Below are 12,733 nucleotides of genomic sequence, written 5' to 3'. Positions count from 1 at the left end.
CTCAAGTGAGCTGGAAGCTCATGACTCTAGCAACTGCCGATTGATGCAGTCCTTTCATTCCAACAAGAAGGCTAGACATGAAACGTATTCCCCTGGTGTGGCAAATCGTTGCCGGGCTGTTGCTTGGCGTGCTCGTTGGTTGGTACTTCAATACCCATCCGCAGTATCAGTCGTGGGTCAGCACGGAGATCCTGAAACCGCTTGGCGATATCTTCATCAAGATGATGAAGATGGTGGTCGTGCCTATCGTGTTCTGTTGCATGATCCTGGGTATCACCGGAGGCGGGGATAACAAGTCGTTCGGCCGGATGGGCATCAAGTCGCTGGGCTATTTCTTTGCGATCACCGGTCTGGCCATCGTGATCGGCCTGTGTTTCGCGAACCTTTTCGAACCCGGTACGGGCACCGATATTTCGGGCATCGCACACGGTGCTGCCGCCATCACGATGGAGCCTTCGAAGGGCGCGCTCGTGATTATGCAAAACATCGTTCCGGATAACGTTCTGGTGGCGATGTCCGAGGCGAAGTTGCTTTCTGTGCTGTTCTTCGCGGTGTTGTTCGGTGTCGCGCTCAACGCATTGCCCAGGGAGAAAAGTGCACCTGTGGTTGCGCTGGTCCAAGGCATTTCAGATGCGATGTTCAGGATCGTCTCGATCGTCATGGCCTATGCCCCGATTGGGGTGTTCGGCATGATCGGTGCGACCGTCGCGACCTTCGGTTTTGCCTCATTGTTGCCCCTGCTCAAGTTGATTGGAGTGGTTTATCTGGCGCTCATCGTCTTCGCATTGGTAGTGCTCGGAGGAATCAGTTACCTGATCGGCGAGAACATCTTCAAGTTGATCAGGTATTTCCGCGACGAGTTGATTCTTGCCTTCTCCAGTGCTGCCTCCGCAGCGGTCATGCCGCAGTTGATGAGCAAGCTGGAGAACTATGGCGTGCCACGGCGAATTGTCAGTTTTGTGGTGCCAGTGGGGTACGCGTTCAACCTCGATGGCGCGTCGATCTTCCTCGGCGTGGCGACAATTTTCATCGCCCAGCTTTATGGAATCGATCTGTCGCTTTCTCAGGAAATTCTGCTGGTGGTGACCATGGTGCTGACCTCTAAAGGTGCTGCCGGGGTGCCTGGATTCGCCATCGTCATCCTGTCGGCCACGTTGGCGTCTGCCGGTCTCCCGCTGGAGGGCGTGGCACTGATCGCCGGTATCTTCAGGATTATCGACAGCGGCACCACCACCCTGAATGTGTTGGGCAATGCGATTGCGCCCCTGGTGATCGCCAAGTGGGAGAGGGTGACTCTTGAGTCTTCGCGTACCCGCCCGGACGTACAAAAGGCCTGACGATCACAAGGAGCACTGACGGCGCTGCACGAGTAAACGCCTGCTGATGTACAGGCGATTTTTTTCATCAAGTTACTAGACGACCGGTCTGATATTGAAGGTATGCAACATGATTGATAACAGTCGCAACACGGATCTTTTTTCTCCCATGCAAATGGGCGCCCTGCAATTGGCCAACCGGATTGTCATGGCGCCCGTGACTCGCAGCCGGATGGCTGAAGACGGTGTTCCGAACGAACTGCACGCGACTTACTACGCACAGCGCGCGAGTGCCGGCTTGATCATTGCCGAAGCTACAAACATTTCGGCGCAGGGGCGCGGCTACGCCATGACGCCGGGGATCTGGTCGGACGCGCAGGTGGCGGGCTGGAGAAAAGTCACGGACGCCGTCCATGCCGCAGGTGGCAGGATTGTCAGCCAGTTGTGGCACGTGGGGCGTTTTTCCAGCGTCGAGTTACAGCCCGACGGTGCCGCTCCCGTTGCGCCCTCGGCAATCAAGGCAGAAGGCAGCACCTACACCGAGAACGGCTTTGTCGAAGTGTCGACGCCCCGGGCGCTGGAGACTTCGGAGATTCCCGGCATCATTGAGCAATACAAGCGCGCCGCTGAAAATGCCAGGCGTGCCGGTTTTGATGGCGTGGAGGTTCATTCGGCGAACAGCTATCTGCTCGACCAGTTTCTGCGTGACTCGACCAATCAGCGCACTGACCGGTACGGCGGCACCATTGAGAACCGCGCCCGACTGACCCTTGAAGTCACTGAAGCGGTGATTTCGATCTGGGGCAGCGACCGCGTCGGCATTCGTCTTTCGCCGGTAACGCCCGATGCCGGAAACACGCCTCCCGACAGCAATGTCATGGCGACTTACGGATATCTGATTCAGCAGCTCAACCGACTCAATCTGGCCTATCTGCATTTCGTCGAAGGCGCCACCGCGACCTCGCGTACGGTTCCTGATGGCGTTGATCTGGATGCATTGAGCGCGCAGTTCGAAGGCCCCTTCATAGGCAATAACAACTACGACCTCGAGATGGCATTGAAGCGCCGGGCGCAGGGCCGGATTGACGCGGTGGCGTTCGGGCGCCTGTTCATTTCCAACCCCGACCTCGTGGAGCGCCTGCGTCGGGGCACCGAACTGACCATCGCGCCACGCGAGAGCTACTACGGCGGCGGCGCCAAGGGCTACACCGACTGGCCAACGGCTGACCATTGATTTGTGCGCCCTGAACCGGATCGACGCAGGGCGGATTGATTGAAAAAACATTCACAGCAAACAGGAGTTCATCATGAGTCATCCAACTTACGTGCAGGAATACAACGCAATCGTCGAAGTGCTCAGCCAGTACAACGAAGGTGGAGCAAAGGCTGACAGCGCCTTGATGAAGCCCGCGTTCAATGCGCAGGCGACCATGTTCGGGGTTGACGACGGCAAGCTCGTCGGCGGCGCGATCCAGAATCTGTATGACGTCATCGACAGCGCGTTTCGTCCATCCCCCGAAGCCGAAGCCGCCATCGTTCGCATCGACATCGTCGGCACGGCCGCGAGTGCCCGGGTCGATACCGACAACGTGTCGGGGTTCCGTTTCACCGACTTCTTCAACCTGCTGAAGGTAGACGGCAAGTGGACGATCGTCAGCAAGATCTACCACACCCACCCGAGCGCCTGAGCCTTCGTCTTCTGCCCCGGCAGTACCGGGGCAGCACCGTTTACGCCTGATCCATCGCCTCGGTCAGCCCCTGATCCTCACCCAGAAACCCGCCACTCTGATGCTGCCAAAGCCGCGCATAGGTGCCGTTTTTCGCCAGCAGTTCGGTGTGGGTGCCTTGCTCGATGATGCGCCCTTCATCCATGACAATCAGTCGATCCATCGCCGCAATCGTCGACAGTCGATGGGCGATGGCGATGACAGTCTTGCCCTGCATCATTTCATCGAGGCTTTCCTGAATGGCGACTTCGACTTCGGAATCCAGGGCGCTTGTCGCTTCGTCCAGTAGAAGGATCGGCGCGTTCTTGAGCATTACCCGGGCGATGGCGATGCGTTGGCGCTGGCCACCGGAAAGCTTGATGCCGCGCTCGCCCACCAGCGTGTCATAGCCGGTGTGGCCCTGGCGGTCGCTGAGCTGGTTGATGAAGCCGGCGGCCTGGGCGTTCGACGCAGCACGCTGGATCTGTTCGTCGGTGGCGTCCGGTCGGCCGTAGGCAATGTTGTCGCGAATGGAGCGGTGCAGCAGGGAGGTGTCCTGAGTGACCATGCCGATCGCGCTGCGCAGACTGTCCTGCGTTACTTGCGCGATGTTCTGGCCGTCGATGCGAATCTCGCCGCGATCCACGTCATAGAAGCGCAGCAGCAGGTTGATCAGTGTGGATTTGCCGGCGCCGGAGCGGCCCACCAGACCGATTTTTTCCCCCGGTCGGATGCTCAGGCTCAAGCCGTCGAGCACCTGGCGTTCGCCGTTGTAGTTGAAGCTCACGTTGTCGAATTCCACGGCGCCGCCGGAAGGCACCAATACGCCGGCGTCCGGCGCATCCTGCACCTTGGGGCCACGGGTCAGGGTGCCCATGCCGTCCTGCACCGTGCCGATGTTTTCGAACAGCGACGTCATCTGCCACATGATCCAGTGCGACATGCCGTTGATGCGCAGCGCCATGGCCGTGATCGCCGCCACGGCCCCGGTGCCGACTTCGCCCTGATGCCACAGCCACAAGGCGTAGCCGCCGGCGCCCATGATCAGCCCGACCACCAACGCCTGATTGACGATCTCGAACTGGCTGACCAGACGCATCTGGCGGAAACCGGTCTGCTTGAAATCCTCCATCGCCGCCCGTGCAAAGTGCGCTTCACGTTTGGAGTGGGAGAACAGTTTGACGGTGGTGATGTTGGTGTAGGCGTCCGAAACCCGGCCCGTCATCGACGACCGCGCATGGGCCTGCTCTTGTCCGACCTGGCCCAGGCGCGGTACGAAATACAGCATCGCCAGCCCGAACAGCGCGACCCAGGCAATGAACGGCAGCATGAGTTTGAGGGCGAAACCGCCGGCCAGGGCGATGATCGCAATGAAATAGACGCCGATACCCGGTGCGATCTCGATGACGGTGAACAGCACCTCGCGCACGGCCAGTGCGGTCTGCATCACCTTGGTCGTGACCCGGCCGGAAAACTCGTCGGAAAAGAATGAAAGGCTCTGCCGCAGCATCAACCGATGAAAATCCCAGCGCAGACGCAACGGCAAATTGATCGCCAAGACCTGATGCTGAACCATGGTGCGCAGCGCCACCAGCCCGACACTGGTCAGCAGCACGAGGCCGATGCCCCACAGCACGCGGCTCTCCTGGCCATTTGCATCACCGCCGGCCTGCCAGGTCGAGAGCAGGTCCACGACCTGACCCAGAAAGGAAAACAACCAGGCTTCGTAGATCGACACACCGGCACTGAGCAGCGCCAGCGCGAGGATATAACCGCGAGCACCGCGGGTGCAGGCCCACAGGAACCGCGCCAGACCGACCGGCGGTGGCGGCGCTTCGTCGGGCGGGAAGGGGTCGAGCCGTTGTTCAAACAGGCGAAGCATTGGGGGTCTCCGAATTCATCAGTTGCGGGGATTCTGCCACTTATCGATCACATTGAGGGGCTGCAGGTTCAGTGCATGATCTTTTGAGGGAAAACCCTCATTGTTGTAACGCTGACGCCTTACTAGCATGAACTCCGACGTTGACCCACTCGATGGAGAGCACCATGGCTACTACGCAGACTGACGACAAGCGCCCAACCCCCGATCCTGCCGAGGACAACGCGTTTTTCCCCTCGCCGTACTCCCTCAGCCAGTTCACTTCGCCCAAATCCGATCTCAGTGATGCCGAGTACCCCAACCGTTACAAGGGCGAGCGCTGGAAGGTCCTGATGATCGGCGCGGACGAGCGCTATCTGTTGACCGACAACGGCACCATGTTTTCCACGGGCAATCATCCGGTTGAAACCTTGCTGCCGATGTATCACCTGGACAAGGCCGGTTTCGGCTTCGACGTCGCGACGCTGTCGGGCAATCCGGTCAAATTCGAATTCTGGGCCATGCCCTCCGAAGACGCCGAAGTGAAGGGCTTCTACGAGCAATATCGTGATCAGTTCAAGCGTCCGCTCAAGCTGTCCCAGGTGATCGAGGAAGCGCTGGGCGAGGACTCGGATTACATCGGCGTGTTCATTCCCGGCGGGCACGGTGCGCTGATCGGCCTGCCGGAAAGCGAGGACGTGAAAAAGATCCTGCAATGGGCAATCGCCAAGGACAAATTCGTGATTACCCTGTGCCACGGCCCGGCGGCGCTGCTGGCGGCCGGCCTCGGTGAAACAAAAGACTCATGCATCTTCAACGGTTACCGGATTTGCGCCTTTCCCGATGCCCTGGACGCGACAACCCCCGACATCGGTTACATGCCCGGCCACCTGACCTGGAAGTTCGGCGAGCAGTTGCAGGCACTCGGTGTGGAAATCACTAACCAGGACACTTCCGGGGCCACTCTCCAGGATCGCAAACTGCTGACCGGTGACAGTCCGCTGGCGGGCAACGCACTGGGCAAACTGGCGGCGGCCGCGCTCCTCAAAGAGGTGACGTCGGGGTGAGCTCCGGACCTGCCGAGGCACTCTTGCGCGCCGCCCTCGACATCGAGGCGGCGCCCACGCTAGTGGCGATCCAGAAGGCCGTTCGCGGTTTCGCCGGGGCCTATGGTTACGATCGGTTCGTCCTGTTCTCCGCCACCTCGGCGTCGGAGGACGTGGTCGAGCGCATTTACTGGGTGGAAGGCGACTGGTTTGGTGAGGGTACTGGCGTCGACGCCGAGACCTACGTTCAGCGCTGCCCAGTAACTCGCCACCTGTTGGACGCCCGCGAATCGTTCTTCTGGAGCAAGGTGCAGGAGGAGAGCGGCGAACTTTATCGGCTGGTTCGCGTGCCCAGTGGCCCGGGCGTGCATGGCTTGCAGATTCCGGTCTTCGGCCCGCAGGGGCTTGAAGGCGCCATGAGCCTGGGCGGCGAACAGATCGATGCCTCGGCGCGGGTTCGTCTGGCACTGGGCATGCTCGCCTCGGTGGCGTTTTACTCCGCCCGGCGATTGCTTGAGGCGCCGCTGGACGAGGCGTCCGGCAAACTGTCGAACCGTGAGCGCGAAGTGCTGGCGTGGGTCGCCGCCGGTCGGCGGCAGGCCGACATTGCCGCCACGCTCGGCTTGTCCGGCCGTACAGTGGAAAATCACCTGCGTTCGGCCCGTCGGCATCTGGGCGTGGCAACCACCGCCCAGGCCATCAAGATTGCCATTCGCAAAGGGGAAATAAAGGGGTGAGGTTCTCACTCTGCCGGTGCCGTGCTTGAACGACCGTGCAAAACTCCTATGATGCAAAGGGCCTGCGCCGGCTGTCTGTAACCGGCGCCGCCCCCTACGTTTTTTAGAGAGATCGATCCTCGTGGAGTCTTTCCCGGACGCATTGCACGAATCCCTCACGACCCAATTCATTTTCGGTCCTTTCTGTGTCGTTCCAGGCAAACGGCTGCTGACCCGCAACGGTGTGGCGGTCGAGATCGGCGGGCGGGCGCTGGATCTGTTGATCGCCTTGCTCGAGCAACCGGGGCGGGTGCTGTCCAAGTACGACCTGATCGACAAGGTGTGGCCCGACAGCGTGGTGGCCGAAGGCAGCCTGCGCTTTCATATGACCGGCCTGCGGCGGATTCTCGGGGATGGCGAGGAACAGGCGCGTTACATCGCGACCCAGGTGGGCGTGGGTTATGCCTTCGTCGCGCCGCTGGAAAGAAAACAGGCCGCTGTGCAACCGGCGCCCATCGCGACCCGAACTGCCGAGGGCGTCTGCAGTCTGCCGCCCCGGGCGAAACTGATCGGCCGCGAGACCGACCTGCAACTGGTCATCGACCATATGCAGCAACCGAGGCTGTTCACCATCGTCGGCCCCGGCGGCGTCGGCAAGACCAGCCTGGCCATCGAAGTGGCGCACCGCATCGCCGCCCAGGGCTATGAGCGCGTCAGCTTCGTCGATTTGGCGCAAGTGGAAGACTGCGCGCTGGTGCCGTCGGCACTGGCCCGGTCGCTGGACATCCCGGTGCAGGCGGAAGACCCGATGTTTGTCCTGCTCGCGCATTTGCGTGAGCAGCGGCTGATGCTGGTGATCGACAACTGCGAACACCTGATCGACGCGGTGTCGACGCTCCTGGAGCAGATCAGCGACACCGCGCCGGAGGTCGGGGTTCTGGCCACCAGTCGCGAGCCGCTGCGGGTGCGTGGCGAATACGTGCACTGGCTCAATCCGCTGGAGTTTCCCCGTGAGCCGCAACACCTCTGCGTTGAGGAATTGCTGGCATTCCCGGCCATCAAGCTGTTTGTCGAACGTGCATCGTCCAGCAACGCCGCGCTGTTGCTGGAAGCGGACGGAGGGCAAATGATTGCGGACATTTGCCAGCGGCTGGAGGGCATGGCGCTGCCGATCGAACTGGCGGCGATGCGGGTCGCCAGCCACGGATTGAAGGCCACCCACGCGCTGCTCGGCGAGCGTTTTTCGCTGGGCTGGTCGGGGCGCAGAACTGCCGTGCCACGGCATCAGACCCTGCGCGCCATGCTCGACTGGAGTTATGACCTGCTGTCACCGCAAGAGCGTCTGGCGCTGGAGCGGTTTTCGGTCTTCGTCGGGCCGTTCTCCCAGGAAGCCGCCGCTCAGGTGGTGGCCGAATCGCAACACGAGAGCGCAGCGGCGGCTGCGATTCTCGATGATCTGGTGTGCAAGGGGCTGGTCACGGTCGATCACAGCGACTCGACGGATTCGTATCGCTTGCTGGAGATGACCCGTGCCTACGCCCGGGAGAAATTGACGGCGCGGGGAGAGGCCGAGGTCAATGCGCTGGCGTTCCGGCACGCGGCGTTTTACATGGATTTGCTCGGCCATCTGGGGACTGCGCCCGACGAAATTTTCCGTCATTCGGCGCGTCTGGCCAGCCAGTTGGGCAACGTTCGCGGTGCGCTGGAATGGAGCTTCGGGCCCCACGGCGATCCGGGACTGGCGTTGCCGCTGGCGGCCGCGAGTGCGCCGTTGTTCCTGCATTTTTCCTTGCTGGTCGAGTGCCGCACCTGGTGCTCCCGGGCGGTGGAGCTGCTGGAACTGGGGTACTACGGCACGCCCACCGAAATGGAACTGCAAGCCGCGCTCGGTCTGGTCCTGATGTTCACCCGAGGCAACAGCGAAGCCGCCGAAAAAGCCTTGCTCCGGGCGCAGGACATCGCCGTCGCGCTGAACGACTACGGATCTCAGCTGAGGTTGCTGGGCCGCTTGCAGATTTTCTACGAACGCATCGGTGATTTCCCGTCGTCGCTGGCCTGGGCGGAGCAGGCCGCGGTGGTCGGCAACATCCTCAACGAGCCCGCCGCCATCGCGATTGCCGCATCGCTGACCGGGATTTCCCATCATCTGCTCGGCAATCAGCGTCTGGCTCGCCAGGAACTGGAAAGTTCGCTGCGCAACAGTTTGCCGTCCCATCCCAGCAACACGATTTACTACGGCTTCGATCACCGCAATCGCACGGGGCTGGCGCTGGCGCGGTCACTCTGGCTGCAGGGCTATCCCGATCAGGCCCGGCGCTTGGCCGAGCAGATCGAAGCCGAAGCATTCGCGCTGCAGCATCCGGTCACTTACTGCATCGCCATGGTCTGGATCTTGTGCATCTATATCTGGACCGGTGATCTGGCGAAGGCCACCGCGAGCCTCGAGCGGTTCAGCGCCATCGCCGAAACCAACGCACTCGGCCCTTACATTGCCGCCTGCCACGGGTTGCGCGCGGCGATCGCCATCCGCGCCGAGGAACCCGGCGAAGCAGTTGCCATGCTGGAGGAAAGTCTGGCGCGGTTGCGGGGCATGCGTTACGAACTGCTCACGACCTCATTCGAAATCGCACTGGCCGAAGGCCTGATGCTGGTGGGCCAACATTCAAAGGCAATGACCCTGGTCAACGGCACTATCGATCACTGCCGCCGAAGCGGTGATGCCTTCGCATTGCCGGAGTTGCTGCGCATCAAGGCCGGTATTCTCAAGGTCATCCAGGCCGATGATGTTCAGGCCATGCTGGCGGTTCTTGAGGATTCCATTGCGCTGAGTCGCGAGCAGGGCGCGTGGGCGTGGGAGTTGCGGTCATCGATGGATCTGGCGCGGTTCTGGCTTGAACAGGGTCAACCGGATCAGGCCCGGGCGTTGCTCGGTGCCTGCCGCGAGCGGGCGTCGGAAGGCTTCGACAGTCTTGATCTGCGTCGGCTGGAAAGCTTCTGGCAGAGCCTGCCCGCTACTCCGGCGTAATCAGGGCGGCCATTTTCACCAGGTCCGCCAGCGAGCGGGCCTTCATCTTGCGCATCACCTTGCCGCGATGGGCCTTGACGGTGATTTCGCTGATGTTGAGATCGGCGGCAATCAGTTTGTTCAGCCGCCCGCTGACCACAGAAGCCATGATCTCCTGCTCGCGCGGCGTCAGGGTCTTGTAGGCCGCGAGCAGTGCGCGCAGATTCTTTTCCCCCTCAAGCGCCACGCGACTGCTCTGCAGCGCATCGGCCATGGCGCTGAGGATCACCTCGTCGTTGAACGGCTTGGTCAGAAACTCCACCGCACCGGCCTTCAGGGCCCGCACCGTGCGCGGAATATCGCCGTAGCCGGTGATGAAGATGATCGGCATGTTGTGGCGCTCATCGGCCAGCGCGGTCTGCAGATCCAGGCCGTTCAGGTCGGGCAGGTTGATGTCCAGCACCAGACAACTGGGCACCAGCGCCCGGGGCGCGTCGAGAAAATCCTGCGCGGACTCGAACAGCCGTGGCTGCCATCCGGCGAAGCGGATCATCAGCTCCAGCGACTCGCGCACGGAAATGTCGTCATCGACAACGAATACGACGGGCGTGACATCACTCATCGGTAATGCTCCACGGGAAGGGGCGATTGCTTTGTTCGCGTTCAACATGTCGATTCCTTGTTCTGTTCGGCTTCACGCTCAGTCGAGGGGCAGGGCGGCGCTCAGGGCCTTGAGCAATTGGGCTTCGCTGAACGGTTTGAACAGGCACTCCACGGCGCCACTGTTCAGCAGCTTCGCCTGTTCGCTGGCGTCGCCGTGCGCGGTGATGAAAATCACCGGAATGCGATAGTCACGGCGCAGCAGCTCGCGTTGCAGATCAGGTCCCGACATGCCGGGCATGGCCACGTCGAGAATCAGGCAATGGGTCAGATCCAGATAGGGCGATGTCAGAAACGCCTGGGCCGAGGCAAACGCCTGGACGGCGAAGCCGAACTCCTTGATCAGGTCAGGCAGTGATTCACGAACCGATTCGTCGTCATCGACCACCGATACGAGCAAATGCGTACCCATCAATCATTCTCCACGGTGCGATCGGCGAGGTCGCGGTTATCGGTTTGCGGCAAGTCCGTCGAATGCGGGATGGCAAAGGTAAACGTCGTACCCGGGCCGTCGTTGGCGCTGGCCCACAGCTTCCCATCGTGGCGCTCGATGATCGAGCGACTGATGGACAGACCGACCCCCATGCCCGAGCTTTTGGTGGTGTAGAACGCATTGAAAATGCGCTCGATGTCCTGCGGATCGACGCCGTTGCCGCTGTCTTTCACCGCCAGGTAAACGCTCTCGTCCGAGCCCAGACCGGTGCTGACGATCAATTGCCGGGGCCGGCCGTGGATCGCACTCATGGCCTCGGCGGCATTCATGATCAGATTGAGGATCACCTGCTGCAGCTGGACCCGGTCGCCCCTGACCAGCGGCAGGGCCTCGGCAAATTGTGGATGCAGCACCACGCCGTTGCGTTGCAGCTCGCCCAGCAGCATGGCGATGACTTCCCGTGCCGCGTCATTCAGATTGACGTCTTCAAGGGTGATGCTTTTCTTCGAGAACAACGCCCGCAGTCGATTGATCACATCGGCCGCACGGTTGCCGTCGCGAATGGTGCGGCGCGCGGTTTCCCTGGCGCCGTCGACATTCGGCGGGTCGGCGCCGAGCATGCGCAGGCAGGTGCTGGCGTTGGTGATGATGCCGGCCAGCGGCTGATTGACCTCGTGGGCAATCGACGCCGTGACCGCGCCAAGGCTGGCGACCCTGGCCAGGTGCGTCAGTTCCGAGCGCGCCTTGCTCAAGACCTCTTCGGCGAGCCGGTGCTGGGTGATGTCCTGCAGGGCGGCGATGTATTCGAAACCGTCCGGCGCATGGGCGATCGAGTGCGCCACCAGCCGCACGTATTTCACCGTGCCGTCGGGCATCAGCAGTCGATGTTCGTGTTCGAAGTCACGCCCCTTGCGGCGTTGGCGCTTGATCATTTCCCGATGGCTGGAGATGTCGTCCGGATGCACGCGGCGATAGATCGCCTCGAAGCCGGGCGGCGTGTCCGGGTCCAGTTCGAGGATGCGGTAGACCTCGTCCGACCAGGTGATCTCGTCGGTGCTCACCCGCCAGGAAAACGTACCGGTGGCGCTCAGGCGTTGGGCCTTGGCCAAAAAGACTTCCGCCCGTTTGCGGTCTTCGATGTCGGTGTTTTCGCCATACCAGCGCACGATCCGCCCCGTGTCATCACGCTGGGGCACAGCGCGGATCAGAAACCAGCGGTAAATACCGTCGAAACGCTTCAGTCGAGCCTCGTACTCACCGGCGCTGCCCGATTGCAGAAGCGCTTGCCAATAGCCGCCCAGTCCGGGGGCGTCGTCCGGGTGGATGGACGCCGTCCAGCCGTCACCGCAGGCTTGTTCGACGGACATGCCGGTGTAGTCGCACCAGCGCTGATTGACGAAGCCGACGTTGCCTTCCGGCGAAGCGCTCCAGACAAAACCGGGGACGGCGTCGATGATCCCGCGCAGACGTTCTTCCGACGCGCTGACTTCGGCCAGGGCACTGGCGATCAAGGCCTTGTCCCGGCGGCGCTCATCGATATCGACCTGCAGCACGCACCAGCGGGTGATGGTGCCTTCGCTGTCTCTGATCGGCAGGCCGCGCACATGGAACCAGCGATAGACACCGTCGGCGCGGCGAATCCGGTGCTCGTTCTCATAGGGCGTGCCGGTACTGACCGAGTGCATCCAGGCAGCGATGACCGAGGGCAGGTCGTCCGGGTGCACGGTCTCGCTGGCCTGCCAGTTTTTCAGTTCATGCAGCGGGGCGCCGATGTACTCCATGATTTGCCGGTTGACCTGTTCCAGTTCACCGGAAGGCGTCATGAAAGCGACCATGGCCGGGATGCTGTCGATGATCGAGTCGATCCCCGGCGCTGGCATGACCGCGTCACCCGCGCGGCCTGGACCGTCCTCGATGACGCGCTCCTGCTCGTTCGTCATACCGATTCTCATTGTGTGCAGTCACCGTTGAACAAAGATGCGCCTTCGGATGGC

The 12,733-nt window shown here is 61.7% G+C and carries 10 protein-coding genes; 6 read left to right on the top strand and 4 right to left on the bottom strand.

Annotation, left to right across the window (positions count from 1 at the left end; genetic code table 11):
- Positions 1 to 77: 77 nt before the first annotated feature.
- The 3 genes from CAF76_RS26465 (at position 78) to CAF76_RS26455 (ending at position 3,004) form a co-directional block, all read left to right on the top strand.
- Entirely contained in the window at positions 78 to 1,337 is a 1,260-nt protein-coding gene (locus CAF76_RS26465; protein ID WP_085649171.1) for a cation:dicarboxylate symporter family transporter, read from the top strand.
- 109 nt (positions 1,338 to 1,446) lie between these two features.
- The gene (locus tag CAF76_RS26460) at positions 1,447 to 2,550 is read left to right on the top strand and encodes an alkene reductase (protein ID WP_085649170.1); all 1,104 of its coding nucleotides are present in this window, start codon (positions 1,447 to 1,449) and stop codon (positions 2,548 to 2,550) included.
- A gap of 73 nt (positions 2,551 to 2,623) precedes the next feature.
- Positions 2,624 to 3,004, top strand: a complete 381-nt coding sequence (locus tag CAF76_RS26455) for a nuclear transport factor 2 family protein (RefSeq protein WP_039771019.1) — start codon at positions 2,624 to 2,626, stop codon at positions 3,002 to 3,004.
- Positions 3,005 to 3,044: 40 nt separating this feature from the next.
- On the opposite strand, the gene CAF76_RS26450 is transcribed toward CAF76_RS26455, so the two are convergent.
- Positions 3,045 to 4,904, bottom strand: coding sequence for an ABC transporter ATP-binding protein (locus tag CAF76_RS26450; protein WP_085610205.1), 1,860 nt, complete (start codon positions 4,902 to 4,904; stop codon positions 3,045 to 3,047).
- A 164-nt stretch (positions 4,905 to 5,068) separates the two neighbouring features.
- Here CAF76_RS26450 and hchA point away from each other — a divergent pair, with 164 nt between their 5' ends.
- The 3 genes from hchA to CAF76_RS26435 all read left to right on the top strand — a co-directional run bounded on the left by hchA (position 5,069) and on the right by CAF76_RS26435 (position 9,667).
- Positions 5,069 to 5,947, top strand: coding sequence for a glyoxalase III HchA (hchA, locus tag CAF76_RS26445; RefSeq protein WP_085649169.1), 879 nt, complete (start codon positions 5,069 to 5,071; stop codon positions 5,945 to 5,947).
- Entirely contained in the window at positions 5,944 to 6,663 is a 720-nt protein-coding gene (locus CAF76_RS26440; protein ID WP_064595619.1) for a PA1136 family autoinducer-binding transcriptional regulator, read from the top strand. Before hchA ends, CAF76_RS26440 begins: the two co-directional genes overlap by 4 nt.
- Positions 6,664 to 6,784: 121 nt before the next feature.
- The gene (locus tag CAF76_RS26435; RefSeq protein WP_085649168.1) at positions 6,785 to 9,667 is read left to right on the top strand and encodes a winged helix-turn-helix domain-containing protein; all 2,883 of its coding nucleotides are present in this window, start codon (positions 6,785 to 6,787) and stop codon (positions 9,665 to 9,667) included.
- On the opposite strand, the gene CAF76_RS26430 is transcribed toward CAF76_RS26435, so the two are convergent.
- From CAF76_RS26430 to CAF76_RS26420, 3 genes are all read right to left on the bottom strand, one after another.
- Positions 9,654 to 10,268: a response regulator transcription factor gene (locus CAF76_RS26430; RefSeq protein WP_085610207.1), complete on the bottom strand. Its 615-nt coding sequence runs from the start codon at positions 10,266 to 10,268 to the stop codon at positions 9,654 to 9,656. The genes CAF76_RS26435 and CAF76_RS26430 overlap by 14 nt on opposite strands.
- Before the next feature lie 78 nt (positions 10,269 to 10,346).
- On the bottom strand, positions 10,347 to 10,718 hold the full coding sequence (locus CAF76_RS26425; protein WP_085649167.1) for a response regulator: 372 nt from the start codon (positions 10,716 to 10,718) through the stop codon (positions 10,347 to 10,349).
- Positions 10,718 to 12,679: a PAS domain-containing protein gene (locus CAF76_RS26420; protein WP_256579669.1), complete on the bottom strand. Its 1,962-nt coding sequence runs from the start codon at positions 12,677 to 12,679 to the stop codon at positions 10,718 to 10,720. Before CAF76_RS26420 ends, CAF76_RS26425 begins: the two co-directional genes overlap by 1 nt.
- Between the last annotated feature and the right edge of the window lie 54 nt (positions 12,680 to 12,733).

Origin of the sequence: Pseudomonas sp. B40(2017) (assembly GCF_002112855.1) — a bacterium.
GTDB lineage: Bacteria > Pseudomonadota > Gammaproteobacteria > Pseudomonadales > Pseudomonadaceae > Aquipseudomonas > Aquipseudomonas pharyngis.
This window is presented reverse-complemented; position numbering and strand designations above follow the sequence as displayed.